We start from the raw sequence: 24,507 nt of genomic DNA on the forward strand, positions 1-24,507 counted from the left end.
GTCGCCGTCGCGGCGGAAATCGCGGTCGCCGTCACGGTGGAAGTCCTTGCGGAAACCGCCGGACTTGCCGTATCCGCCGCGGGAGCCGCCGAACGACTTGCCGCCCTTACCGCGCGGCTTGAAGCCGTTGCCGCCGCGGGAGCCCGGACGGCCGGAACCGCCGTGGCCGTAACCGCCCTTGCGCCCGCCGAACGACTTGCCGGAACGCTCGTTGCCTTCTGCCATATGTGTATGCCTTTCCTGATGGACGAACTTGTGTGAACGAATGTGTGCACGAATGCCATGGCATGACGGGGACCGTCACACCGTCATGGACGGGGGCGGCCGGCGCACCGGTGCGACCGCCCCGCATGGGATACGAGAGAGGTCAGTGCCTTTCGACCGCGCCGAGGGCCTTCTTGCCGCGGCGGATCAGCGCGAAGCGGCCCTGCAGGAAGTCGGACTCGCCGAGCACGGCCTCCTCGTCCTCCACGCGCGCGTTGTTGAGGTACACGCCGCCGGACTTGACGGCGCGGCGCGCCTCGGAGGCGGACTTGAACAGGCCGGCGGCCTGCGCGGCGTCGATCACGCGCACGCCCGCCTCGACGGACGGGAACACGTGCCCGCCGTTCTCGTCGACGACCTTGAAGCCCTCGAGCACCGATTCGAGCGTTTCCGCGTCGATGTCGGCCAGGTCGCCGCCGCGGCCGAACAGGGCGGCGGAGGCGTCGATCGCGGCCTGCGTGGCGGCCTCGCCGTGCACGAAGCTGGTGACCTCCCAGGCGAGCGCCTTCTGCGCCTCGCGACGGCCCGGATTGGTCTTCGACTCCTCGACGAGGCGCTCGATCTCCGCCTTCGGCAGGAACGTGAACGCCTTGAGCAGGCTCTCCATCTCCACGTCCGGGCGGTTGATCCAGAACTGGTAGAACTTGTACGGCGAGAGCATCGTCGGGTCGAGCCAGACGGCGTTGCCCTCGGACTTGCCGAACTTCTTGCCGGACGCGTCGGTGATGATCGGGCTGGTGAACACGTTGACGTCCACGCCGCGCACCTTGTGGATGAGGTCGAGGCCGGAGGTGAGGTTGCCCCACTGGTCGGAGCCGCCCAGCTCGAGCGTGCAGCGGTATTCGTCGTACAGGTGGAGGAAGTCGTTGCCCTGCAGCACCTGGTAGCTGAACTCGGTGAAGGAGATGCCCTCCTCCGAGTTGAGGCGGCGGGCGACCGTGTCCTTGGCGAGCATGGTGCCGAGGCGGAAGTTCTTGCCGACGTCGCGCAGGAAGTCGATGACGCTCATCCGCGCGGTCCAGTCGTAGTTGGAGACGAAACGCACCGGGTTGGCGCCCTCGGTGACGAGGATGCCGCCGATCTGCTTCTTCAGGCGCTCGGCCCAGCCGGCCACCACGTCCTTCGGGTTGAGCGTGCGCTCGCCCGACTGGCGCGGATCGCCGATGAGGCCCGTGGCGCCGCCGACCAGCGCGATCGGATGGTGGCCCGCGGCCTGCAGGTGGCGCATGTTGATGAGCTGCACGAGGTTGCCGATATGCAGGGAGGCTGCGGTCGGGTCGAAACCGCAATAATAGGTGATCGGCTCCCCGTTCAACGCAGCTGCGAGTCGATCGCGGTCCGTGGACTGCGAGATCAACCCGCGCCATTCCAGCTCATCGAGCAGGGTGTCGAACCCCGCCTCTTTGAAGTCGATGACGTGAGCCATAACTGGTCGCTCTCCCTATCGAATTGTGTGATTGACATGAACCCGGCTTGGTTTCGGGCGTCTCCAAGTCTCGCAGGACACGACGACAGGTCGCGCCGCGCGGGTCTTCGCGTCATGCCGGTCCGTCATGCCGGTCCGTCATGCCGGCCTCGCCATGCCGGCCCGCCATGGGTCCGCGGCCACGCGGCCACTCGCGCACGGGCCCGCGGCGCTCACCTACCGTTGCGGCGCAGGCGTTCGAACGCCTCGCGCAGCTGCTGGAGGGCCTCGTCGTTGCGCGTGGCCTTCAGGCGCGGGAACGAGGCGATCATACGGCGCTGCTGGCGGTTGAACGCCTTGCCGGCAGCCTCGCGCACACGCAGCATGAACTCGGTCGACATCTCACGGCCGGACTGCAGCGACTCGCCGAGACGCTCGCCCACCTTGCCGCCGACCCTGCCCGGCACGCCGCCGAGCCGTTCGTTCGCGCCGGCGGCCACGTCCGCGGCGAGCTCGGCGGCGCGGCCGGTGGCGTCGCCGAGCGCGTCGCCGACCTTCTCGCGCACTTCGCCGAACGCGTCGCCGTATCTGGCGACGGCCGCCTGGAACTGTTCGAGGCTCCGTTCGAAGCCGACGATGCCGACCACGGTGACCACGGTGTCGGCGACGATGAGCACGAGGAACACGGCGCACATCCAGTGGATCGCGGCGAGCGGGATCAGGGAGGTGACGCGCTCCACCTGCGGTTGGACGACGTCGACGATGACGATGCCGCCGATGCCGAACACGATCGCGCCGAGCAGGCAGATGCGCCCGTTGAGGTTGAACCGGAAATGCGAGTAGTCCCACCACCGGGCGTGGAACAGCTTCTCCATCGCCCACGAGGTGAGGTATTCGAGGATGCACGCGCCCACGGACGCGGTCAGGAACAGCGCCACCGGGTTGCGTATGCCGCCCAGCAGCACGACGGCGAGCACCGCGCCGGTGCCGTAGATCGGGCACAACGGGCCGTTGAGGAAGCCGCGGTTGACGGGGCGTCGCTGCTGCACGGAGACGAGGATCGACTCGTACACCCAGCCGCACAGGCTGTAGAACAGGAACCACAGGAACAGGTATTCCGCGATGACGAGCGGGGACGGCGCGGAGGAGATGGACTGCGGCGCCGGGGAGGCCGCGTCCGCGAGGACCGTCGCCACCGCGACGTCCGTCATCATGGAAAACGGCGCCGGTGCCATCGATGCGGCGATGCTCATCACGGTGATGCTCATCGTGCGCCTCCCGCCGGCCGCTTCCCCCTGTTGAACCGGTCGAGGGAGAACGTCTCCCGCGTGGCGGACAGCTTGTCCGCGGCGGTGACGAGCCATCCCTCCACGTAGCTGGGCGGGGTGGGCGTCATCGGGAACATATGGCAGGAGATGGAGTCGCGTTCGATGGCGTTGAGCCGGAAGTCGCGCAGGGCGTTGCACAGCGCGGCGTTGCCGTGCGTGAACCCGTGCAGCCGGTGCGCGCCCGCGTCCCAGTCGTGCCAGTCGTACAGGAAGTAGTCGTGCAGCAGCGCGGCGCGCACGAGCGACTTCAGATCGACGCGGCCCCACAGGTGCGCGCGGTCGGCCAGCCAGACGGCCAGGCACGCCACGCGGATGGAATGCGCGAACGTGGACACGTTGCCGTGCTGGTAGTTGGCGCGTTCACGCTGCATGTTCGGGTGTTCGAGCACCTCGCGCCCGTTGTCGGCGACGAGCCGCCGTATCTGCGCTCGGGTGAGCAGACGTCCCACGATGTCAATCCCCCATCGGTCGTCGGTGCGGACGGCGGCGGGTCCATATGTTCCGCCGGCCGTCCGGTCTTCCAATACGGTGCCGATTGTATGGAGGGGATGTGTCGCGCGCGTTCGTCCGCGGGGATGATTCACAAGGCGATTGCAGACGGGCGGGTCCTCCCGGGCGTCCTTGGTCATTCCCCTCGCGACTGTCGGTCCCGCAGGTACTCGCGGTAGGCGCGGAACCCGCCTTCCAGGCTCGCCACGTCGTAGCCGCGGTCGGCGAGGATCTCGGCGACCTCCTCGCTCCACCAGCCTTCCGCGCAGAAGATGACGACGGTGCGCGTCTTCGGCACGGTCTTCAGGACCTGCGCGAGCGGGTCGAGCGGCGCGTTGATGGCGCCTTCGATCGGGTGCGCGGCCACATCGGCCGGTTCGCGCAGGTCGAGCAGCGTGACGTCCGCGGGGTCGAGCGCGGCGAATTCGGCCGGCGTGATGCGGCGGATCGCGGATTCGACGGTATCGGGCGAGTCCGTGGCCGCGTCCGCGGCGTTGCTATCGGCATGCCATGCGATGGGCATTGTTCTTCTTCTCCCCCTTGGTTGGTCTTTTCCCCGGTCGGCTTCGCCGACGGCCCCTCCTCGGCAGGGGCCGAGGAAAGACGCCGTCCCGCCGTCTTCGTCAGATCGCGCAGGCGGGCTGGATGTAGCGGTCCGGGTCGAGCGCGGTGATGGTCGGGTGCTCGCCGCACACCGGGCAGTCGGGCACGCGCTTGGGCAGCGGCACACGTCGGATGTTCATCGTGAGCGCGTCGACGGTGAGCATGCGCGCGACGAGCGGCTCGCCCACGCCGGCGATCAGCTTGACCGCCTCCGTCGCCTCGAGGCTGCCGATCACGCCGACGACCGCGCCGAGCACGCCCGCCTCACGGCAGGTGGGGATCTCGCCGGCCGCGGGCATGTCGCGGAAGATGCAGCGGTAGCAGGGGCCCGCGCCGGGCACGACGTCCATCACCTGCCCGGCGAATCCGACGACGCCGGCGTGGATGAACGGTTTGCCGGCGAGCACGCACGCGTCGTTGACGAGGAACTTCGCGGAGAAGTTGTCGGTCGCGTCGATGACCAGATCGTACGGGGCGATGAGGTCCGCGACGTTGCCGGCGTCGACGAGCGTGTGGTGCGTCTCGACGGCGACGTCCGGGTTGAGCGCGCGGATCGCCCTGGCCGCGGATTCGACCTTCGGCTCGCCGACGGACGCGGTGGTGTGGATGATCTGGCGTTGCAGGTTGCTCAGGTCCACCACGTCGCCGTCGACGAGGCCGATGCGGCCCACGCCGGCGGCGGCGAGGTAGAGCGCGGCCGGCGAGCCGAGCCCGCCCGCGCCGACGATGAGCACGCCGGACTCCAGCAGCCGCTTCTGCCCCTTGACGCCCAATCCCTTGAGGATCAGGTGCCTGGAATACCGTTCGAGCTGTTCGTCCGAGAACGCCATCAGTGCAGGTACCCCGTGGTCGGGCTGGACGGCACGGCCTGGCCCTCGGTCACCTTGCCGAGTCCGGCGAGGTAGGCGGCGCGGCCGGCGTCGATGGCGTGCTTGAACGCCTCGGCCATGAGCGGAATGTTGCCGGCGGAGGCGACGGCCGTGTACGCCATGACCGCGTCCGCGCCCATCTCCATCGCGTCGGCGGCCTGGCTGGGCCGGCCGATGCCCGCGTCGATGATGACCGGCACGTTCGCGTTGGCGATGATGATCTTGATGAAGTCGCGCATGCGCAGGCCCATGTTGGAGCCGATGAGCGAACCGAGCGGCATGACGGCGGCGGCGCCCGCCTCCTCGAGCTGGCGTGCGGCGATCGGGTCGGGGAACATGTACGGCATGACGACGAAGCCCTCCTTGGCCAGCATCTCGGTGGCACGGATGGTCTCGGCGTTGTCCGGCAGGAGGTACTTGGTCTCGTGCTCGATCTCCACCTTGACGAAGTCGGTGTGGCACACCTCGCGCGCGAGGCGGGCGATGCGCACCGCCTCCTCGGCGTTGCGCGCGCCGGACGTGTTCGGCAGCAGCGTGATGCCCTCGGGGATGTAGTCGAGCACGCTGTTCTCGGTGGTGGTGGCGCGGCGCAGCGCCATCGTGACGATCTCGGTGCCCGCATGCTCGACGGTCGCCTTGATGAGGTTCAGGTCGTAGCGGCCGGAGCCGAGGATGAAGCGCGAGTGGAACTCGTGGCCGCCGAGGTTGAGCGGCTTGTCCTCGACGGGCAGGATCGGCGCGGCGGTGCCGACCGGGTTGACGACCGAAGGCTGCGGCGGCAGCGGCGTCGCCTCGACGGACGCCTCGGTGACCGGATTGATGTTGCTCATGATGGTTTCCCTTCCTTGGGTTGTGGTTCTTTGCCTCGGGACGGCCGATCAGCCGCCCTGGACGAACTGGACGATCTCCATGACGCTCTGGTCGTCGAGCATCGCCTCGCCGCGCTTGTCGCGCGGGATGATCTCGCCGTTGAGTTCGATCGCGACGCGTTCGGCCCTGAAGCCGTGGGCCTCGAGATAATCGGCGACGCTGACGGGCGCGTCGAGCGTGACCTGCTCTCCGTTGACCTGCATAAGTCCTCGTTCTCCCTTCCGGATTCTCGATCCGGATATTAAAAAAGGGCGCACGAAAGGAACCGTACCCTAAGTGGTGCGCCCATTCATGAACCCGGTCATGCGACCATGCGGCGCGGATGCCCGGCCACACGGCTTGGTTATCTGGTGCGAACGAGGCTTTCGGGACCTTCCGAGACCCGAGGCCTTGGCGAAAGAAGACGATTCCTTACGGCGGCATGACCCGCGTCAAGTTCCCCGGTCGAAGCTGGCGCTTCCTCTCAGCCCTTCGGGCTCCCGTTCGTGCTGAGGCCCAGTGTAGATGTCGACGATGACAAGAAGGCCCCGCACGCGGTGTGCGGGGCCTGGTACGCGGGCCGTGCCGGATGCCGGGCGCCGGATGCCGGAGACGGACGGACCGGCCCCGGCCGGGCCGACCGGAGGCTAGAACGTGCCGGGGGCTTTGTAGGAGGGGCCGTCGGACGTGGAGTCGGCGAAGACCTTGAGCTCCTCGACCTCGCGCTTGGCGTCGGCGATCTGCTCGCGCACGCGGCCGTAGGCGGTGCCGCCCTTGCCGTTGCGGGAGTCGACGGAACCGTGGCTGGAGAGCACCTCGCGCACGCCCGGTGCCTTCTCCGCCGGCAGGAACGCGGCGAACGTGGACTCGAAGTCCTCGTCGGTGAGGTCCCACAGCTCCTGGCCGCGGCCTTCGGCGATCTTCACGCACGCGCCGGAGAGCTCGTGGGCGTGGCGGAACGGCACGCCGTTCTTGACGAGCCATTCGGCGATGTCGGTGGCGAGCGCGAAGCCGGTCGGGGCCTCGGCCTCGAGACGTTCCGCATCGAAGCGCATGGTCCGGATCATGCCGGTGAACGCGGGCAGCAGCACCTCGAGCGTGTCGACCTGGTCGAACACGGCCTCCTTGTCCTCCTGCAGGTCGCGCGCGTACGCGGTGGGCAGGCCCTTGAGGGTGGCGAGCAGGCCGGTCAGGTCGCCGATGAGGCGGCCGGACTTGCCGCGCGCCAGCTCGGCGATGTCCGGGTTCTTCTTCTGCGGCATGATCGAGGAGCCGGTGGAGTAGGCGTCGTCGAGCTTGACGAACGCGAACTCCTGCGTGTTCCAGATGATGATCTCCTCGGAAAGGCGGGAGATGTCGACGCCGGTCATGGCGGCGACGAACGCGAATTCGGCGACGAGGTCGCGCGAGGCGGTGCCGTCGATGGAGTTGTCGGTCACGCGGGAGAAGCCGAGCTCGCGGGCGACGGCCTCTGGGTCGAGGCCGAGCGTGTTGCCGGCGAGCGCGCCGGAGCCGTACGGGGAGGCGTTGATGCGCTTGTCCCAGTCGATGAGGCGTTCGATGTCGCGCAACAGCGGCCAGGCGTGGGCCATGAGCTGGTGGGCGAGCAGCACGGGCTGGGCGTGCTGCATGTGGGTGCGGCCGGGCATGACGGTGCGGCCGGCCTTCTCGCTCTGGGCGATGAGCGCGTTCACGAGTTCGATGAGGAGCTTGGCGATGACGCGCGCGTGGCGGCGCAGCCACATGCGGATGAGGCAGGCGATCTGGTCGTTGCGGGAGCGGCCGGCGCGCAGTTTGCCGCCGAGCTCGTCGCCGGCGATGTCGATGAGGCCGCGCTCGAGCGCGGTGGCCTCGTCCTCGTCGTCCTCGATGGGCGCGAAGCTGCCGTCGTCCACGTGGCGCTGGAGCGTGTCGAGCGCGTCCTCCATGCGCTTGAGCTCGTCGTCGGTGAGGAGCCCGGCGCGGCCGAGGGCGCGCGCGTGGGCGCGGGATCCGGCGATGTCGTCGTCGGCGAGTCGCCAGTCGAACTGGGTGGACTTGGACAGGCGGGCGAGCGCGGCGGACGGTCCGGAGGTGAAGCGGCCGCCCCACAGGGCGAGGTGTTCGGTGTTTTCGGCCATGCAGGTCTCCTCAAGGTTGGTGTTCTAACGTTTCAGACCGTATGCCAGCCTATCAGCGTCGGACTACATAGCACACGATGCCCCTCACCCGTGCATGGTGGCGAGGTCTCCCGCCGTTCACTCCTGTCGCGCAACTTCATAAATGGTTTATGAAGTTCCGGTCCTAACTTCATAAATGGTTTATGAAGTTGGGACCATCGTCATGAATAATGACGCAGCAACGTCCCAACTTCTCTCAGATCAGCCCCAGCTCCCTGAACGCGTTGGCGATGCCGTCGTCATGGGTGCCGGTGGTCCGCAAATCGAACCATTGCTCGATGCCGTGGATGGCGTTGCCCATGACGACGGACGTGCCGACGGCCTTGAGCCTCGCCATGGCGTAGGTCGCCCTCCGTTTCCGCAAAATGCCAGCCGAAAACCAATCGCCCCGCGAACAACCGCATACGACACGGCCATCTCGTTTGCCAGAGACACGATTATTTATAGAATCATAATTTAGTAAATTACGATTCTATAAATCTCATCTCGCCGCGAGAAGGTCGTCATTAAGCGGTGTTCTCGCTCGCCCGACGCAAACGCCTCGCACTCGTCATCGACGAATACCCCTATCTGGCGAAGGCCGACCGGTCCATCAGCTCCGTCCTGCAACACGCCATCGACCGGCACAAGGACGATAGCCGGCTCATGATCATCCTCTGCGGCTCATCGATGTCGTTCATGGAACGCCAGGTGCTCGGATACTCCAGTCCGTTATATGGGCGCCGCACCGCGCAGATCAAGGTGGAGCCGTTCGGCTACGCCGACACGCGAACGTTCCTGCCCCGATACGGCGCCGAGGATGCGGCCATCGCATACGGTCTGACGGGCGGAATCCCGCAATATCTCAGACAGTTCGACGACGCCGAAAGCATCACGGACAACATCCGTTGGAACATCATCGATCCGGACTGCTACCTGTTCGAAGAGCCCGGCAACCTGCTCAAGCAGGAGCTGCGCTCGCCGTCCGAATACAACGCCGTCATCCAGTCCATCGCATCAGGAGCCTCGCGGACGAACGTCATCGCCACGGCATGCCACATGGAGACCGCATCATGCGCCACGTACCTGCGCAACCTCATCGACTTGGGCATCCTCTATAAGGAGACCCCGTTCGGCGAACACGCGCCACGCAAGACAATCTACCTCATCAAGGACTCGTTCTTCCGATTCTGGTACCGCTACGTACCGGCGAACCTGCCGCTGATCCAGTCAGGCAACGCGAACATCGCCACCGAACGCATCACGCGATCGATCAACGACTTCATGGGACCTGTGTTCGAGGACATCTGCACGCAATGGCTGTGGGCGCACGACACGACCGGAGAACTGCCGTTCCTCATACTCGACTCCGGACGCTGGTGGGGAGCCGACCCCAGAGCCCGCATCCAGGAGGAGATCGACATCGTCGCCACCGGGGAGGATCCGAAGACCATGCTGTTCTGCGAATGCAAGTGGCGCAGCGTCCCGACCGGGCTGCGCCAGCTCGAAACGCTGCGCAGCCGGGCTGAACTCCTGCATCCTAAGCACGGATACTACATGCTCTTCTCCAGAAACGGCTTCGACGAACATGTCACAAGCCGTGCGGCGCAGGCGGACGATGTGTCGCTGGTGAGTTTCAAGGACATGTAAGGCAGCGACCTCCTCGCCATCTCAGATCAGTCCCAGCTCCCTGAACGCGTTGGCGATGCCGTCGTCGTGGATGTCGGTGGTCTGCAAGTCGCACCATTGCTCGATGCCGTGGATGGCGTTGCCCATGGCGACGGACGTGCCGGCGGCCTTGAGCATGGCCGTGTCGTTGTCGGAGTCGCCCACGGCGATCGTGTCGGCGACGTCAATGCCGAGCCGGGCGGCGACCTCGCGTACCGCGGTGCCCTTGTCGACGCCGTTGATGAGCAGTTCGCCGTTGTTCGGCGAGATTTTGTCGTACGAGCCGTGCACGAGCGTGAACCACGGCGAGAGGTCGCGTTTCGTCTCTTCGAACGTCACATCCGGGTCGGGGGCGGTGAAATACGAGCCTTTGGACACGTGGATCGTCCGTCCCAGCGTGGAGCCTTCCGGCACGTCCACCTCGTCGATCCGGTGCCAGAACCGCGCGAATTCGCCGCGGTCGAACGCCTTGCCCTTCGATTTCAGGTGACGTGCGTAGCCTTCCGAGATGTACATGCCGTCCGCGCCCTGCCACTGGTACGCCTCGATGCCGTGCGCCTTGAAATACGCGTCGGCGGCGTCCACCGCCTCGGGATCGACGAACCGTTGGAACAGGATCTCGTCGCCCATGTTCGCCTGCGCGCCGGCCACGGAGACCACGCCGTCGAAGCCCAGGTCGAGGATGCTCTTCTCGATCTTCGGCAGGGAGCGTCCGGTGCAGATGAACAGCAGATGCCCGTTCCCCTGCGCCTTGCGGCACGCCTCCTTCGCGGATTCGGGCACCACGTGCCTCTCGTCCGCCAACGTGCCGTCGATGTCGAGGAACACCAATTTCTTCGCGCCCATACTTCGCTCTCCTTGTCCCGCGGAACCCGCCGCCCGCGGAAATCGGTCGTCACAATCCGCCACCATCATACGTTGCGCATACGGTCGCGCACGCGGCCGCATACACGTACGGCGCCGGACCGGTCCCATGCCCGGCCAGGCGCCGCCGCGGAACCCCCGATTCCGCCGACGTCCACGTACCCGTCACGCCTCGGCGAGCTGTGTCACGGCGGCGGAGACCGGAGCGGGACGGGAACGACGGATACGGCCGACGGCGAGTCCCAACGCGACGAACGCGACGGCGAACAGCGCGACGATGCCGGTGCCCGTCGCCCACCCCGCCGCGTCGACGCCGCCGGACGAGGCCGTGCCGATGCCGAGCGCGTCGTCGATCGCCGTGCAATACCACCAGCCGGGCAGCATCCGCCCGACGGCGAGCATCGACTCGGGGAGCATGTCCACCGGCAGGGAGAGTCCCGAGGTGAACAGGAGCAGCAGGCCGAACACGTTGGCGAAACCGTTGGCCATCGTGTCGCCCACCCCGGCCTCGCCGAGCAGGAATCCGCAGGCGACGGTCATCAGCGCGTATACGCAGGCGGACAGGATCGTCATCGCCACGCCGGCGGGCGCGAGGGACATGGGGTCGAGTCCGGCGGCGAGCATCAGCGCGACCGCGGCGAGCAGGTAGACGGCGACCACGACGAGCGCGAACCCGCACAACGTGGCCATGCGCTGCATGCCCATCGTCGAGGAGCGCTGCGGTGAGGCGAACAGCCGGCGCCGCGTCTCCCCCGCGTTGAACACGCCGGACACAAGCGCCGTGCACACGGTCATCGCAAGGAACAACGGGTAGAGGGCCGATTTGATCGTGGAGCCGAAGCCGGCCGCCGTCCGCTCCCCCGCGGACGCGGCGTCGGCGTCGGCGGCCGCTTCCGCGTCGGTGTGGTCCACGGCGATCGCGTGGTTCGCGTTCCTGTCGCGGGCGAGCGCGCGCACCCGCGTCGTCGCCGTGGTCAGATCGTCCAGCTCGGGGCGCGTGACGGTGCCGGTCATACCGGTCTGGTCGGTCGTGCCGGTCGGATCGGCCGCGTCGGTCGTGCCGGTCACGTTCGTGCCGATCAGTTCGGTGCGCGTGAGCGAGAGGAATCCGCCGATGGCCATCGACGCCATCGACCCGGCGCCGGACGTGTAGCTGGTGACGGTCTCGACGGCCGGGACCTTGCCGGACGAACCGTCCGCACCGCTCGATGTGGCGGAGTCGAGCAACTTGTCCGCGTAGCCGTCCGGGATGATGACGATGAGGTCCACCCAGTTCGAGGCGACCGCCTGTTGCAGGGCCTGCGGCTCGTCGGCGAGGTCGACCACGTCGTCGTCCGCGGCGAGGTACGCGCGCAGCGAGGAGGCGACGCCGCCGCGGTCGGAGTCCCGGTCGATGACGGCGACGGTGGCACGGCCGGGCTCGTACACGTCGGCCGCGGCGTTCCGGTCGCCGAACAACGCGGAACCGCTGATGGCGAGCATCATGATGCCGATCAGCACCAGGTAGATGATGATGTACAGCTTGTGCGCGGCGAGCACGCGCAGCGTGGCCTTACAGGTGTTCATAGCGTTGCTCCTTGAGCATGGCGACGCCGGCGGCCAGGAACACGATGCTCATCGCGATGAGCACGCCGCAGGTCGTGGCGAACGGACGGTAGTCGTCGTAGTAGAGGATGTCGTAGAACAGGTTCGTCACCTGCTGTGCGGGATTGATGAGCGCGAAGACGGGCGCGTGGCGGGTGATCCAGTCGCTCAGCTGCATCGCGAAGCCGCCGTACAGGCCGGAGAACAGGGACAGCGTGCACGGGATCGCGCTCGTCAGGCCGATCTTCACGCTGTGCCTGAGTCCCGGGATCGCGCCGATCATCGTGCCGAACGCGCACGCCATGAACGAGGCGACCGCGACGGCGGCCACGGCGGCCGGCTCGCGTCCGCCCAACGGCACGTCGCACACGTAGCGGATGTAGGCGAGCGCGATGGTGAGGCTCACGTCGGAGCACAGCCAGCTGGCGAGGAATCCGGCCGCGAGCTGCCGTCCGCGGCCGAGCGGCGCGACCGTGCGCCGGATGCCCAACGCGGACAGGTTCGCCTGCGCGCTGGTGACCGCGGTGATTGAATACCCCATGGCCATGAGGCAGGCCATGCCGAGTAGCGCGTAGAAATACCGGGCCATCACGTTCGGCGTGGAGTTCGTGAGCGTGGTCTCACGCGTCGTATCGGCGATGTCGCCGATGGACGACCAGAACGCGCGGGCCTGCAGCGCCTCCGGGTGGCGTCGGAGCAGGTCGCGGGTCGCCGCGTCGGTCCGGTTGTACAGGTCGATCACGCCGGAGAGCGCGGCCACGGTGACGGCGCCGTTCGAGTCGGTGGCCGTGGGTCCGTTCATCGCCTCCGCGGCCCGCGATGACAGGGTCAGTCGGATGCGTCCGTCGGCGTCGACGTGCAGATAGCCTTTCGCGGTGCCGTCGGCGAGTCTGGCGCGCGCCTCGTCGAGGGTGGCGACCGTCTTGGCGTCGAGCAGTTTGGTGACGGTGACGTTCACGCCGGCGGAGCCGTTTTCGCCGGCGGCGCCGGAGCCCTCCCCCGTCGTGTCGGCGGCGCCGTCTTCGCCACCGACGGCACCGCCACCGACGGCACCGTTGTCGTCTCCCTTGCCGGACAGTCCGTCGATGAACGCCTTTGCGCCGGGCGACGCCTTCCAGTTCGCGTCCTCGACGACCGCCACGGGCAGGGCTTTCAGCTCGTAGCCTTCCGCGAGGTTGCCGAGCAGGCCGTTGAACAGGGTGGCGAGCGCGATCGGGAACACGATGAGCCAGAACAGCGATTGCCTGTTGCGCAGGTTCGTCTTCAACGTCATGACGAATGTGGTCCACATGGTTGCCTCCTTTCCGTGGGGCGTGCGGCGTGCGCCGGTCAGTCGCGCAGCGCCTTGCCGGTCAGTTCGAGGAACACGTCGTTGAGTGTCGGCGGCCGGCTGGTGAGGTGGCCGACGTTCACGCCGGCGGCGCGCAGCACGCCGAGCAGGTCGACGAGGTTGTGGTCGCCGCGGCGGCAGCGCACGTCGAGTTCGCGGCCGTCCCAGTCCGCTTCGATGACAAAGCCGAGGGCACGCACGTGGTCGAGCGTCGCCTCGTCGAGGTCGAGCGTTTCGACGGTGATGCGTTCGCCGGTGTCGATCATGGATTTGAGCTCGTCGGCGGTGCCGAGCGCCAGATGCCGGCCGTGGTCCATGATGAGGATGCGGTCGCAGATCCGTTCGACCTCCTCCATGTAGTGGCTCGTGTAGACGACGGTCGCGCCGGCCGCGTTGAGCCGTTCGATGCCTTCGAGGATCGCGTTGCGGCTTTGCGGGTCGACGGCGACGGTCGGTTCGTCGAAGAAGATGAGGTCGGGTTTGTGCGCGACGCCGCACGCGATGTTGAGGCGTCGCAGCAGGCCGCCGGAGAGTTTGCCGGGGCGGTACCGGCGGAATTCGCCGAGTCCGGCGAAGTCGATCGCCTCTTCGACGAGCGGAGCGCGGTCGGCCTTCTTCGGCACGTACAGCGAGCAGAAGTAGTCGATGTTCTCCTCGACGGTCAGCTCGTTGAACACTGCGACGTTCTGCGGGACGAGGCCGATGCGCCGTTTGAGCGCGTAGCTGGTGGGGGTCATCGGCTCGCCGAACACGCGGATCGTGCCCGAATCGTAGGAGAGCAGGGCGAGGATGCAGTTGATGGCCGTGGTCTTGCCGGATCCGTTGGGTCCGAGCAGGCCGAAGATCTCGCCGCGCCGGATGTCGAGGTCGAAGTGGTCGAGCGCCACCATGTCGCCGTAGCGTTTGACGAGTTTCGACACGCTGACGGCCGGGGTCGCGGCGTCCGGGGCGGATGCCGGCGACATGGCCGGCGCCGCCGTCGGCGTTGGGGTCACGGTGGTCGTGTGGTCGGTCGTATGGTCCGTCATGTCGACTCCCTTCCGTGGGTGTTGCCTCCATCGTCCCACCCGCCGGTGCGGCATGCCATCTGCAAACGTCACGGCTCCGGCCGGAGCCGGTGACATTCGTCACCGATCGTCCGGCGGAACGGGAATCGGAACGGGAATCGGGGCGGGGCGCGGCGGAAACGGGCCGGGAGGCACGGGCGCGCCGCGATGAAGCGGGTAGGCTGGAGGCTGACGGTTCGATGCGGGCGGCGGAGGTTCCATGCGGACGATGATCGGGAAGGGGCTGCTGCTCGCCCTGTGTCTTGCGTTCGCGCCGGTCGCGCATGTCGCGGTGGATGCGGCGTTGGTCACGGCGATGCTGCTGGCCGTGATCGTCTCCGGCCTGTCCGAATGGTTGTCCGGCAGGCGCTTGGCGTTCCTGCCCGTGACGGCGTTCTGCCTCATCGCCGTGGCGGCCCCGGACTGCCGATTGTTCCTGCCGCTCGTCGCCTTCGATATGGCGCGGATCCGGATGACGGGACGGCGCGGAATCGGCGGACGACGTGCGACTCCGGTGACGGCGGGGAACGGGACCGGCAACGGGCACGGGATTCCGCCGATCGCGAATCATACGGATCGTTCCGGTCTGCTCTCCCATCCGATACCGGCCATCATGCGTTGGCTGTGGGCGGTGCCGCTGGTCCCGACGATGGTCGAGGCGCGCCTCGGCGGCGATGTCGTTCCGGCGGCGCTGCTGGTCGCGTCGACGTGCATCGGTTTCCTGATGGGCGTGGATTCGCGTGATGTACCCACGCTGCGCCGCGCGTTGCGCAGGACCGAGGACCGGCTGCGCGAATCGTCGCGTTCGTCCAGGATCAGGATCGCCGACATGGATGAGGAACGCGCGCAGTCGGTGCGCATGGCGACGCTCGGCGAGCGCACGCGCATCGCCCGCGACATCCACGACAACGTCGGCCATCTGCTGACCCGCGCGATCATGCAGGCGCAGGCGGGGCGTGCGGTGGCCGAGGCGACCGGCGACGCCGTCGCCGCGCAAGGGTTCGGCTCGTTGGGCGCGACGTTGGACGACGCGATGACGATGGTGCGCCGGTCCGTGCACGATCTGGAGGACGACGGCACCGATTTCGCCGCACAGATCGAGGACGCGGCCCGGTCGTTCGCCGCCTCCGCGGGCACGGACGGCGGCATCGGACCGGAACGGGGGTTGGAGGTTCGTCTGGAGAACGACATCGACGCGGCCCCCGCACCGGTCTCACGGTGCCTGTCCACGGTGATCCGCGAATCATTGGCCAACGTGGCGCATCACAGCATGGCGCGCGAGGCGCGGGTGACGTTGCGGGATTTCCCCGCATTCTGGCAGCTGGTCGTGTCCGACCCCGGCCCCGCGGTCCCATCGGGCGACGACGCGGATCCCGCCGGCGCTCCCCCGCACGGCATGGGCATCGCCGACATCGGATCCCGGGTGCGTGCCCTGGGCGGCACCGCGTACTGCGGGCCCTACGATGGGGGTTGGCGCGTGTTCGTTTCGATCCCGAAGGCACGTTGGGCCGCGGACGGCGACGCGCGGAAGGCTTCGGATACAGGAGCCCGCGGAACTTCGGACAATCGTGGGTCATATGGAGGCCATGGAACTCGGGAGGCTCACGGGAAGGCGGGTGCATGATGCGTATCGCGATCGTGGACGACGATCCGATCGTCTGCCAGTCGTTGGAGACGATTCTGACCGCCACGGGGGCGGCCGAGGCGCTGTGGACGGCGAACGACGGCGACGATGCGGTCGCACGGTATTTCGCCTCGCCGGGCACGCGACCGGACGTGCTGCTCATCGACATCCAGATGCCGGGGCGCGACGGACTCGACGCGGCGCGGGAGATATTGGAACGCGACCCGGCGGCGCGCATCCTGTTCCTGACCACGTTCGCGGACCGCGCGTACATCACGCAGGCGATGGCGTTGGGCGCGAAGGGCTATCTCATCAAACAGGACGTCACGGCCGTGGGGCCGGCGCTGCAGGCGGTCATGGCCGGTCAGGTGGTGCTGGGTTCCGACGTGCTCGGCAAACTGACGGGCGACGACGGCGACGGCCGTGCGGCCGCTCCTGCGGACGGCCCGGTCTCCCCGACGAAACGGCGTAGGGCATCGGCTGCCGGATCGATGCGAGGCCACGGCGCGTCTTCGGCCGATGCGGCCGCGCTGGAGTCGATGCTCAACGAGCGGGAGCGCGAGGTCGCGGCGCTCGTGGCCGAGGGATTCGACAACCGCGACATCGCGAAGAGGCTGTGTTTCAGCGAAGGCACGGTGCGCAACCGGGTCAGCAGCGCGCTCGACAAGCTCGGCCTGACCAACCGCACCCAGCTCGCCATCCTGTGGATCAACGCCCATCGCTGATACGGGCCGAAACCAAAAGGGGACCGGCGAGAACCGGTCCCCTTCCAAGGAAGTCCGACACGGGCATCCCTCAGGCGGCCCGCGCCAGGCCATCCGTCTTACTCGACGGTGTTGTCCGGCACTTCGATGCCGTTGCCGAACTTGACGTCGCGGGCTGCGGCGACACGGCTCGGCAGACCGTAGATGTCGATGAAGCCGTTGGAGGACTTCGAGTCGAAGCTGTCGCCGGAATCGTAGGTGGCGAGGTTGTAGTCGTACAGCGAGCTGTCGGAGCGACGGCCGGTGACGACGGCGCGGCCGCCGTGCAGCACCATGCGGATCTCGCCGGACACGTACTTCTGGGTGTCCTCGATGAACGCGTTCAGGGACTGGGTGGCCGGGCTGAACCACTGCGCATCGTAGACCAGCTCGCCCCAGCGCTTGTCGATGTCGCGCTTGATGCGGTGCTGTTCGCGCTCGAGGCAGCAGTTCTCGAGCTCCTGGTGCGCGGTGATGAGGGCCACGGCGCCCGGGGCCTCGTACAGCTCGCGGGACTTGATGCCGACGAGGCGGTCCTCGATGAGGTCGATGCGGCCGATGCCCTGGGCGCCGGCGCGGCGGTTCATCTCCTCGATGGCCTGCAGCGGGGTGACGTCGCGGCCGTCGATCTTGACCGGCACGCCCTGCTTGAACTCGATGACGACCTCGTCCTCGACCGGCGGGAACGCCGGGTCGTCGGTGTAGGAGTAGCAGTCCTTGGTCGGGCCGTTCCACGGATCCTCGAGGAAGCCGGTCTCGATGGCGCGACCCCACACGTTCTGGTCGATGGAGTACGGGCTCTTCTCGGTCTGCGTGATCGGCAGCTTGTGCTCCTTGGCGAACGCGATCTCCACGTCGCGGGTGAGAGCGAGGTCGCGGATCGGGCTGATGGCCTTCAGCGTCGGGTCGATGGAGGCGATGGACACCTCAAAGCGGACCTGGTCGTTGCCCTTGCCGGTGCAGCCGTGGGAGATGGTGTCGGCGCCGAACTGGTGGGCGGCGCGCACGAGGTGCTTGGAGATGAGCGGGCGTGAGATGGCGGAGACCAGCGGGTACACGCCCTCGTACATGGCGTTGGCCTTGAGGGCCTTCATGCAGTATTCGTTGGCGAACTCGTCGCGGGCGTCGACCACGTAGGCCTCGACGGCGCCGCAGGCGAGGGCGCGCTGCTTGATGGTCTCGAGGCTCTCGCCGCCCTGGCCGACGTCGAGGGACACGGCGACGACGTCCTTGCCCGTGCGCTCCTTGAGGTAGGAGATGGCGACGGAGGTGTCGAGGCCGCCGGAGTAGGCGAGCACGAGTCGATTGTTATCTGCCATGGGATGCCTTTCTTCAAAACAAACTGATGCAAGTATATACAGAAGTCTGCATATTTATGCACGGCGTGTCCAGCATGCGTACGCGCGTCACTTGGAGGCGAGGGCGAGCAGCCAGTCGGCGCGGGCGACGGCCGTCTCGTCGTCCTTGCAGATCGCCATCACCGTGTCGTCGCCGGCGATGGTGCCGAGCAGTCCGGCGATCGGCTGCTTGTCGATCACCGAGGCGACGTATTGGGCGGCGCCGGACGGCGTGTGGATGACGATGAGGTTGCGGGCCGCCGCGACCGAGGTCACCAGACCGGACAGCACGCGCGACATCTGCGCCTCCGCCTTGGCGGAGTCCTGCTGCTCGTCGCCCGATGCGTCATGCCCGACCGCGTAGGCCATCGTGCCGTCCGGCAGGCGCTTCTTGAACGCGTTCATCTCGTCGAGGTCGCGGCTCAGCGTCGCCTGCGTCACCGCGATGCCCTCGTCGGCGAGAATCGACGACAGCTGGGACTGCGAGGTGATGATGTGCGTGAGCAGCACCTCTTCGATGGCGCTCAGACGCGCGGCGCGCGTGGCCGGACGGTGGAGGGACGGACGCGTTTGGCTCATGCGAGCAGGCTTTCGTCGCCGCGCTGCTTGCCGACCAGCCAGGTGAGCAGCGCCTTCTGCGCGTGGAGGCGGTTCTCGGCCTCGTCCCACACCACGGACTGCGGGCCGTCGATCACCGAAGAGGTGACCTCCTTGCCGCGGTATGCGGGCAGGCAGTGCTGGAACAGCGCGTCCGGCTTGGCGAGCGCCATGAGCTCGTCGTTGACCTGGTAGTGCCAGAACGGCTTGGAACGGATCGCGTACTCGGCCTCCTCGCCCATGGACACCCACGTGTCGGTAAAGACGCAGTCGGCGTCCTTGACGGCCTCCTTCGCGTCGGTGGTCACGAGGATGGAGCCGCCGTTCTCGGCCGCGATGCGCTCGGCGTCGGCGACGATGTCCGGGCGGGGCAGATAGCCCTGCGGGCCGGCGACGCGCACGTGCATGCCGGCGACGGCGCCGCCGAGCAGATACGAGTTGGACATGTTGTTGGCCGCGTCGCCCACGTAGGCGATGGTCTTGCCCTTGAGCGCGTCCACGCCGCCGCGGAACTGCGCGATGGTGAGGAAGTCGGCGAGGATCTGGCAGGGGTGGAAGTCGTCGGTCAGCGCGTTGACGACCGGGCAGGTGGCGTGCGCGGCCATCTCCTCGACGCGGTCCTGGCCGAACGTGCGCCACACCAGGCCGTAGGCCATGCGGGTAAGCACCTCGGTGGTGTCGCCGACCGGCTCGCCGCGGCCCAGCTGGGAGCCGGACTTGTCGATGACGAGCGGGTAGCCGCCGAGTTCGGCCACGCCGATGGAGAAGCTGGAACGCGTGCGGGTGGAGGGCTTGTCGAACAGCACGGCGACGGCCTGCGGGCCGGCGAACGGCTGGTGGTAGAAGCGGTTCTCGCGGAACTTCATGCCGAGTTCGAGGACCTGCTTCTGCTCCTCGTGGTTCAGGTCGTCGTCGCGCAGCATGTGGCGCAGTTCTGGTGTCATGATGATGGTCCTTTCGGGTGTGCGGGTGACGGGGAGGTTGCGGTCGGCGGAAAAGACGCCGATCAGTCGTCGGGCAGGTCGCCGGGGACGGCCTTGAGGATGGCGATCGCGTCGTCGATGTCCTTCTCGGACACGATGAGCGGCGGGGCGAAGCGCAGCGCGTCGGCGCGCACCGCGTTGACGATGAGGCCGCGTTCGAGGCACCAGTTCATCACGGCGTGCGCGCACGGGTGGGCCAGTTCGACCGCGTCGAGCAGGCCGCGGCCGCGCGTGGACACGTACAGCGGGTTGCCGCAGGCCATGAGGCCGTCGCGCAGCTGCGCGCCGCGGGCTTCGGCGTTGGCGACGAGCCCGTCCTCCTCGATCACGTCGAGCGTGGCGAGCGCCGCGGCGGCGCCCAGGGGGTTGCCGGCGAAGGTGGAGCCGTGCGAGCCGGGGGTGAACAGGGCGGACAGCTTCGTGCCGAAGGCGATCATGCCGCCCATCGGGAAGCCGCCGGCCACGCCCTTGGCGAAGGTGACCATGTCGGGGGTGACGCCGCCGGACAGGTCCTCGCGCTGGAAGGCGAACCATGCGCCGGTGCGGCCGATGCCGGTCTGCACCTCGTCGATGATGAGCAGCGCGTGGTTGATGTCGCACATCTCGCGCACCTTCTTGACGTAGTCGGCGCCCAAAGGCTTCACGCCGGCCTCGCCCTGGATGAGCTCCATGATGACGGCGGCGACCGGGCCCTTGCCGTAGTGTCCCACGCCGGTCTCGCTGAACGCCTCGTACAGGGCGAACGGGTCGCCGGCGCGCACGAATTCGATGTTGGGCACGAGCGGGCCGAACGGCCTGCGGATGGTGGGCTTCCACGTGGCGGAGAGCGCGCCGAGCGTACGGCCGTGGAAGCCGTTGGTCAGGGCGATGATGCGGGCCGGCTTGCCGCCGATGGCGGGCGCGGCGCCGGGCAGCGTGCGGCCGTACAGCTTGGCGAGCTTCAGCGCCGCCTCGTTGCCTTCGGCGCCCGAGTTGCCGAAGTAGACGTGCGAGCCTTCGGGGGCGCCCGCCAGCTTGACGAGGCGCGCGGCGAGCTCGATCTGCGGCTCGGTGGCGAAGTAGTTGCTCACGTGGGCGACCTTCGCGGCCTGGTCGGCGACGGCCTTCACCCACTTGGGGTGCGCGTAGCCCAGCGAGTTGACGGCGATGCCGCCGAGGAAGTCGAGGTATTCGTTGCCGTCGACGTCCCAGACGCGGGTGCCCTTGCCGTGGTCCATCACGCGCAGCGGCGTGCCGAACACGTTCATGTGCACCTGGGAGTACTCCCCCAGCCATTCGGCGTCCTTGGGGCCGAGCGTCTCGCCGCCCCTCAGGGCGGTCGCGGCCGAGGCGACGGACGCGGCGTTCGCGGTGGTGTTCGCATCAGAAGACATAGGAGCTCCTCATCTCGATGCCGTCCTCGGGCACGACCATGGTGCCGATGCCGGCGGAAGTGAATATCTCGTTCAGGATGGAATGCGGCTTGCGGCCGTCGATGATGTGCGCCTGGGGCACGCCGCCGTCGATGGCGCGCACGCAGGCCTCCATCTTCGGGCGCATGCCGGATTCGAGGTCGGGCAGCATGTCGCGCAGGTTCTCCACGCCGATGCGGCCGATCAGCGAGTTGCGGTCGGGCCAGTCGGCGTACAGGCCGTCCACGTCGGTGAGGATGACGAGCTTGTGCGCGCCGACGGCGGAGGCGAGCGCGGCCGCCGCGGAGTCGGCGTTCACGTTGAGCACCTCGGTGGCGTCGTCCTCGTTCGGGGCGACGGACGAGACGACCGGGATGCGGCCCGCGTTGACGAGGTCCTCGACGGCGGAGGCGTCGACGGAGACCACGTCGCCGACGAGGCCGATGTCGGTGGCCTTGCCGTCGATGACGGGCCGGCGCTGCATGGCGGAGAACAGGCCGCCGTCCTCGCCGGACAGGCCGACGGCGAGCGGGCCGTGCGCGTTGATGAGGCCGACGAGCTCGCGCGACACCTTGCCGGTGAGCACCATGCGCACCACGTCCATCGCCTCGGGCGTGGTGACCCTCAGGCCGCCCTTGAACTCGGACTTGATGCCGAGCGCCTTGAGCATCTGGGAGATCTGCGGCCCGCCGCCGTGCACGACGATCGGGTGCAGGCCCACCTGGCGCAGGAACACCATGTCCTCGGCGAAGCACTGCTTCAGGTGTTCGTCGATCATCGCGTTGCCGCCGTACTTGACGACGATGCGCTGGCCGGCGAACTCCTCGAGCCACGGCAGCGCCTCGATGAGCACTTCGGCCTTCTGGTCGGCGCGCAGGTCGGTGTGCACGTCGAAATGGAATCCGGGGCCTTTCAGTTCAGTAGACATGTTCTTCTTTCGTTTATCGCCGCCTCTTCAACGGAAAACGAGGGGCGGCTGCCGATATTCGTCGTCAGACCGTAAAGACTTGGCCTGAGCGGCCCGGAGCGTGTCGGATGATGAATATCGGCAGCCGCCCCGGGCACCGCCGGAACTAGCTTTCGTAGTCGGCGTTGATGTGGACGTATTCGTGGGTGAGGTCGTCGGTCCAGACGGTCGCCTCGGCGTCGCCGGCGTTGAGGTCGATGTCGATGTGGACCTCGCGCGGGGTCATGTCGACCTCGGAGCGGTCGCGGCCGGCGCCGCCGTTCTCGCAGATGCGCACGCCGTTGACGTCGACGGTCACCTTGTCGGACTCGTAGGGCGCGACCTCGGGCGGCACGGTGCCGAGCGAGGAGACGATGCGGCCCCAGTTTGGGTCGTTGCCGCTGATCGCGCATTTGAGCAGGTTGGAGGCGGCGACGGCGCGGCCGCAGGCGAGCGCCGCGTCCTCGGTGGTGGCGCCGGTGACGGTGATGCGGATGTCGTGGCTGGCGCCTTCGCCGTCGCCGATGATCTGGCGGGCGAGGGAGGCGCAGGCCTTCTTGACGAGCGCGTTGAACTCGTCCTTGTCGGGTTCGACGCCCGAGGCGCCGGAGGCGAGCAGGAGCACCGTGTCGTTGGTGGACATGCAGCCGTCCACGTCGATGCGGTTGAACGAGTGTTCGGCGGCGACGGCGAGCGCGGCCTGGAGCTGTCCGGCGCTCACGACGGCGTCGGTGGTGATGACGCACAGCATAGTGGCCAGCTGCGGGGCGATCATGCCGGAGCCCTTGACCATGCCGCCGATCCTCCAGCCATTGGAGCCTTCGAGTTCGACGGTCTTGGGCTTGGTGTCGGTGGTCATGATGGCGTGCGAGGCGTCCGCGCCGGCTTCGGGCGTGGCGGCGAGGGCCGCGTGGGCGGCCTTCGCGCCGTCGAGCACGTGGTCGAGCGGCAGCAGTTCGCCGATGAGGCCGGTGGAGCACACGGCCACGTCGTCCGGGTCCGTGCCGACGAGCGCGGCGACGGTCTCGGCGGTGGCCTTGGACTGCGCGTAGCCCTCTTCGCCGGTGCAGGCGTTGGCGCCGCCGGAGTTGAGGATCACGGCCTTGACGTGCCCGTCGGCGACGACCTTGCGCGACCACTGCACGGGCGCGGCGCAGAAGCGGTTCGAGGTGAACACGCCGGCGGCCGCGTCGAGAGGGCCGTTGTTGACGACGAGTGCGAGATCCTTCTTGCCGGCGACGGCGGAGATGCCCGCCTCGACGCCGGATGCGGCGAATCCTTGTGCGAATGTGACGCTCACGGGGCGACTCCGATCTTGGTCAGGCCCTGGTCTTCGGGAAGGCCCAGGGCGATGTTCAGGGACTGCACCGCCTGGCCGGCGGTGCCGCGGTTGAGGTTGTCGATGGCGGCGAAGGCGATGATGCGGCCGGCCTTGCGGTCGGTGACGACCTGCAGGTGGGCGGCGTTCGAGCCGATGATGTTCGCGGTGGCCGGGAGCACGCCTTCCGGCAGCAGCACCATGAAGTCCTGCCCCTCATAGGCGTGGGCCCACGCGGCGCGGATCTCCTCGTCGCTCAGCGCCTTCGCCCTGTCGGTCATCTTCGCGCTCACGCAGGCGAGGATGCCGCGCGCCATCGGGGCGAGCACCGGCGTGAAACCTAGCGTGAAACCGTCGGCGGCAGCGGCGTCGAGACCGGCGGCGTGCGCGAGGTTCTGCAGGATCTCGGGGATGTGGCGGTGCGTGCCGCCCACGCCGTACGGCAGGGCGGATCCGAACGCCTCGGCGGCGAGCAGGTTGGCGCGTTTGAGGTTCTTGCCGGCGCCGGAATAGCCGACGACGAGGTCGGCGACGATGTCGGTGTGCTCGACGAGGCCTTCGGCGACGCCGGGCTGCAACGCCAGCGTGGTGGCGGTCACGTTGCAGCCGGGTCCGGCGATGCGCTTGGTTCCGGGCAGCTCGGCGCGCTGGCGCGTGTACGAGCCGTCGGCGGCCTTGCCGGTGATGAGCTCGGGCATGCCGTAGGTCCAATGCTCGTAGAAGTCGCCGCCGTAGAACTCGTCCCACGCGCTCTTCTCCTCGAGGCGGTGGTCGGCGCCGAGGTCGACGACGACCGCATCCGGGTCGAGCTGGGACGCCAGCTTGCCGGAGGCGCCGTGCGGCAGCGCGAGGATGATCACGTCGTGGCCGTTCAGGACCTCGGGGGTGGTGTCCTCGACGGTCAGATCGGCCAGTTGCGGGATGTGCGGCATGTGCTTGCCAAGCTTGTCCCCCACCGAGGAATGGCCCGCCACGCAGGTCACTTCGAAATCGGGATGGGCGGCCAGAATGCGCAGCGCCTCGCCTCCCGCATAGCCCGTGGCACCCGCCACGGCCACCGTGTACTTCGCCATATCACGTCCTTCACTTCATGGGCAATACCCACGAGCATACATACCTATGCAGACTATT

Annotated in this window: 23 protein-coding genes, 1 pseudogene and 1 riboswitch; of the genes and pseudogenes, 3 read left to right on the top strand and 21 right to left on the bottom strand. The window is 68.0% G+C overall.

The window, feature by feature from the left end; translation table 11 throughout:
- The 10 genes and pseudogenes from GFD21_RS08345 to GFD21_RS08390 all read right to left on the bottom strand — a co-directional run.
- A pseudogene (locus GFD21_RS08345) lies at positions 1 to 225 on the bottom strand (helicase); the annotation flags it as partial.
- 142 nt (positions 226 to 367) lie between these two features.
- On the bottom strand, positions 368 to 1,690 hold the full coding sequence (gene tyrS, locus GFD21_RS08350; RefSeq protein ID WP_163197522.1) for a tyrosine--tRNA ligase: 1,323 nt from the start codon (positions 1,688 to 1,690) through the stop codon (positions 368 to 370).
- 212 nt (positions 1,691 to 1,902) lie between these two features.
- Positions 1,903 to 2,937 (bottom strand): putative ABC transporter permease, encoded by a 1,035-nt coding sequence (locus GFD21_RS08355; RefSeq protein WP_225431746.1) that lies wholly within the window; start codon positions 2,935 to 2,937, stop codon positions 1,903 to 1,905.
- A complete protein-coding gene (locus GFD21_RS08360) occupies positions 2,934 to 3,446 on the bottom strand; it encodes an HD domain-containing protein (protein WP_318643750.1) in 513 nt (170 codons plus the stop codon). The genes GFD21_RS08355 and GFD21_RS08360 overlap by 4 nt, the downstream gene beginning before the upstream one ends.
- A gap of 176 nt (positions 3,447 to 3,622) precedes the next feature.
- A complete protein-coding gene (locus GFD21_RS08365) occupies positions 3,623 to 4,009 on the bottom strand; it encodes a rhodanese-like domain-containing protein (protein WP_163197523.1) in 387 nt (128 codons plus the stop codon).
- Between the two features lie 100 nt (positions 4,010 to 4,109).
- On the bottom strand, positions 4,110 to 4,919 hold the full coding sequence (thiF, locus tag GFD21_RS08370; RefSeq protein ID WP_163197524.1) for a thiazole biosynthesis adenylyltransferase ThiF: 810 nt from the start codon (positions 4,917 to 4,919) through the stop codon (positions 4,110 to 4,112).
- The gene (locus GFD21_RS08375; RefSeq protein ID WP_101621613.1) at positions 4,919 to 5,788 is read right to left on the bottom strand and encodes a thiazole synthase; all 870 of its coding nucleotides are present in this window, start codon (positions 5,786 to 5,788) and stop codon (positions 4,919 to 4,921) included. The genes thiF and GFD21_RS08375 overlap by 1 nt, the downstream gene beginning before the upstream one ends.
- A gap of 48 nt (positions 5,789 to 5,836) precedes the next feature.
- Complete coding sequence (gene thiS / locus GFD21_RS08380; RefSeq protein ID WP_034526307.1) at positions 5,837 to 6,031, bottom strand: sulfur carrier protein ThiS; 195 nt, start codon at positions 6,029 to 6,031, stop codon at positions 5,837 to 5,839.
- 187 nt (positions 6,032 to 6,218) lie between these two features.
- Positions 6,219 to 6,321: riboswitch (TPP riboswitch) on the bottom strand.
- Positions 6,322 to 6,454: 133 nt separating this feature from the next.
- A complete protein-coding gene (gene argH, locus GFD21_RS08385; protein ID WP_163197525.1) occupies positions 6,455 to 7,927 on the bottom strand; it encodes an argininosuccinate lyase in 1,473 nt (490 codons plus the stop codon).
- A gap of 235 nt (positions 7,928 to 8,162) precedes the next feature.
- Positions 8,163 to 8,303: an HAD hydrolase family protein gene (locus tag GFD21_RS08390; RefSeq protein WP_404801571.1), complete on the bottom strand. Its 141-nt coding sequence runs from the start codon at positions 8,301 to 8,303 to the stop codon at positions 8,163 to 8,165.
- A gap of 176 nt (positions 8,304 to 8,479) precedes the next feature.
- On the opposite strand from GFD21_RS08390, the gene GFD21_RS11345 reads away from it, so the two are divergent.
- Positions 8,480 to 9,595, top strand: a complete 1,116-nt coding sequence (locus tag GFD21_RS11345; protein WP_163197526.1) for an ATP-binding protein — start codon at positions 8,480 to 8,482, stop codon at positions 9,593 to 9,595.
- Positions 9,596 to 9,616: 21 nt separating this feature from the next.
- Here GFD21_RS11345 and GFD21_RS08400 read toward each other — a convergent pair whose 3' ends face one another.
- From GFD21_RS08400 to GFD21_RS08415, 4 genes are all read right to left on the bottom strand, one after another.
- Positions 9,617 to 10,459, bottom strand: coding sequence for an HAD family hydrolase (locus tag GFD21_RS08400; protein ID WP_163197527.1), 843 nt, complete (start codon positions 10,457 to 10,459; stop codon positions 9,617 to 9,619).
- Positions 10,460 to 10,642: 183 nt separating this feature from the next.
- Entirely contained in the window at positions 10,643 to 12,043 is a 1,401-nt protein-coding gene (locus tag GFD21_RS08405; RefSeq protein ID WP_163197528.1) for an ABC transporter permease, read from the bottom strand.
- Complete coding sequence (locus tag GFD21_RS08410) at positions 12,030 to 13,352, bottom strand: ABC transporter permease (protein WP_163197529.1); 1,323 nt, start codon at positions 13,350 to 13,352, stop codon at positions 12,030 to 12,032. The genes GFD21_RS08405 and GFD21_RS08410 overlap by 14 nt, the downstream gene beginning before the upstream one ends.
- A 38-nt stretch (positions 13,353 to 13,390) precedes the next feature.
- On the bottom strand, positions 13,391 to 14,356 hold the full coding sequence (locus GFD21_RS08415; protein WP_225431755.1) for an ABC transporter ATP-binding protein: 966 nt from the start codon (positions 14,354 to 14,356) through the stop codon (positions 13,391 to 13,393).
- A gap of 301 nt (positions 14,357 to 14,657) precedes the next feature.
- Between GFD21_RS08415 and GFD21_RS08420 the strand changes: the two genes are divergently transcribed.
- A complete protein-coding gene (locus GFD21_RS08420; RefSeq protein ID WP_163197531.1) occupies positions 14,658 to 16,061 on the top strand; it encodes a sensor histidine kinase in 1,404 nt (467 codons plus the stop codon).
- Entirely contained in the window at positions 16,061 to 16,786 is a 726-nt protein-coding gene (locus GFD21_RS08425; protein ID WP_163197565.1) for a response regulator transcription factor, read from the top strand. The genes GFD21_RS08420 and GFD21_RS08425 overlap by 1 nt, the downstream gene beginning before the upstream one ends.
- 98 nt (positions 16,787 to 16,884) lie before the next feature.
- Here GFD21_RS08425 and GFD21_RS08430 read toward each other — a convergent pair whose 3' ends face one another.
- The 7 genes from GFD21_RS08430 to argC form a co-directional block, all read right to left on the bottom strand.
- Positions 16,885 to 18,123 carry an argininosuccinate synthase gene (locus GFD21_RS08430; protein ID WP_163197532.1) on the bottom strand — a complete coding sequence of 413 codons (1,239 nt, stop codon included), beginning with the start codon at positions 18,121 to 18,123 and terminating at the stop codon, positions 16,885 to 16,887.
- 87 nt (positions 18,124 to 18,210) lie between these two features.
- A complete protein-coding gene (locus GFD21_RS08435; RefSeq protein ID WP_163197533.1) occupies positions 18,211 to 18,720 on the bottom strand; it encodes an arginine repressor in 510 nt (169 codons plus the stop codon).
- Positions 18,717 to 19,682, bottom strand: a complete 966-nt coding sequence (argF, locus tag GFD21_RS08440) for an ornithine carbamoyltransferase (protein ID WP_163197534.1) — start codon at positions 19,680 to 19,682, stop codon at positions 18,717 to 18,719. Before argF ends, GFD21_RS08435 begins: the two co-directional genes overlap by 4 nt.
- Positions 19,683 to 19,744: 62 nt before the next feature.
- Entirely contained in the window at positions 19,745 to 21,094 is a 1,350-nt protein-coding gene (locus tag GFD21_RS08445) for an acetylornithine transaminase (RefSeq protein WP_163197535.1), read from the bottom strand.
- Complete coding sequence (gene argB, locus GFD21_RS08450) at positions 21,084 to 22,040, bottom strand: acetylglutamate kinase (RefSeq protein WP_101621637.1); 957 nt, start codon at positions 22,038 to 22,040, stop codon at positions 21,084 to 21,086. Before argB ends, GFD21_RS08445 begins: the two co-directional genes overlap by 11 nt.
- A 145-nt stretch (positions 22,041 to 22,185) precedes the next feature.
- Positions 22,186 to 23,358 (bottom strand): bifunctional glutamate N-acetyltransferase/amino-acid acetyltransferase ArgJ, encoded by a 1,173-nt coding sequence (gene argJ / locus GFD21_RS08455; RefSeq protein ID WP_163197536.1) that lies wholly within the window; start codon positions 23,356 to 23,358, stop codon positions 22,186 to 22,188.
- Positions 23,355 to 24,449: an N-acetyl-gamma-glutamyl-phosphate reductase gene (argC, locus tag GFD21_RS08460; protein ID WP_163197537.1), complete on the bottom strand. Its 1,095-nt coding sequence runs from the start codon at positions 24,447 to 24,449 to the stop codon at positions 23,355 to 23,357. Before argC ends, argJ begins: the two co-directional genes overlap by 4 nt.
- Positions 24,450 to 24,507: the final 58 nt, after the last annotated feature.

The sequence above is a fragment of the Bifidobacterium platyrrhinorum genome, from assembly GCF_010667645.1.
Classification (GTDB): Bacteria; Actinomycetota; Actinomycetes; order Actinomycetales; family Bifidobacteriaceae; genus Bifidobacterium; species Bifidobacterium platyrrhinorum.

Bases quoted from the DNA above. Each gene is read 5' to 3' on its own strand.
- GFD21_RS08355 (WP_225431746.1), bottom strand. From the start codon at position 2,937: ATGAGCATCACCGTGATGAGCATCGCCGCATCGATGGCACCGGCGCCG.
- GFD21_RS08420 (WP_163197531.1), top strand. From the start codon at position 14,658: ATGCGGACGATGATCGGGAAGGGGCTGCTGCTCGCCCTGTGTCTTGCG.
- tyrS (WP_163197522.1), bottom strand. From the start codon at position 1,690: ATGGCTCACGTCATCGACTTCAAAGAGGCGGGGTTCGACACCCTGCTC.
- GFD21_RS08405 (WP_163197528.1), bottom strand. From the start codon at position 12,043: ATGAACACCTGTAAGGCCACGCTGCGCGTGCTCGCCGCGCACAAGCTG.
- GFD21_RS08410 (WP_163197529.1), bottom strand. From the start codon at position 13,352: ATGTGGACCACATTCGTCATGACGTTGAAGACGAACCTGCGCAACAGG.
- GFD21_RS08430 (WP_163197532.1), bottom strand. From the start codon at position 18,123: ATGGCAGATAACAATCGACTCGTGCTCGCCTACTCCGGCGGCCTCGAC.
- thiS (WP_034526307.1), bottom strand. From the start codon at position 6,031: ATGCAGGTCAACGGAGAGCAGGTCACGCTCGACGCGCCCGTCAGCGTC.
- GFD21_RS08415 (WP_225431755.1), bottom strand. From the start codon at position 14,356: ATGTCGCCGGCATCCGCCCCGGACGCCGCGACCCCGGCCGTCAGCGTG.
- GFD21_RS08375 (WP_101621613.1), bottom strand. From the start codon at position 5,788: ATGAGCAACATCAATCCGGTCACCGAGGCGTCCGTCGAGGCGACGCCG.
- GFD21_RS08425 (WP_163197565.1), top strand. From the start codon at position 16,061: ATGCGTATCGCGATCGTGGACGACGATCCGATCGTCTGCCAGTCGTTG.
- argH (WP_163197525.1), bottom strand. From the start codon at position 7,927: ATGGCCGAAAACACCGAACACCTCGCCCTGTGGGGCGGCCGCTTCACC.
- thiF (WP_163197524.1), bottom strand. From the start codon at position 4,919: ATGGCGTTCTCGGACGAACAGCTCGAACGGTATTCCAGGCACCTGATC.
- GFD21_RS08390 (WP_404801571.1), bottom strand. From the start codon at position 8,303: ATGGCGAGGCTCAAGGCCGTCGGCACGTCCGTCGTCATGGGCAACGCC.
- GFD21_RS08435 (WP_163197533.1), bottom strand. From the start codon at position 18,720: ATGAGCCAAACGCGTCCGTCCCTCCACCGTCCGGCCACGCGCGCCGCG.
- GFD21_RS08400 (WP_163197527.1), bottom strand. From the start codon at position 10,459: ATGGGCGCGAAGAAATTGGTGTTCCTCGACATCGACGGCACGTTGGCG.
- GFD21_RS08365 (WP_163197523.1), bottom strand. From the start codon at position 4,009: ATGCCCATCGCATGGCATGCCGATAGCAACGCCGCGGACGCGGCCACG.
- argB (WP_101621637.1), bottom strand. From the start codon at position 22,040: ATGTCTACTGAACTGAAAGGCCCCGGATTCCATTTCGACGTGCACACC.
- argC (WP_163197537.1), bottom strand. From the start codon at position 24,449: ATGGCGAAGTACACGGTGGCCGTGGCGGGTGCCACGGGCTATGCGGGA.
- argF (WP_163197534.1), bottom strand. From the start codon at position 19,682: ATGACACCAGAACTGCGCCACATGCTGCGCGACGACGACCTGAACCAC.
- GFD21_RS08445 (WP_163197535.1), bottom strand. From the start codon at position 21,094: ATGTCTTCTGATGCGAACACCACCGCGAACGCCGCGTCCGTCGCCTCG.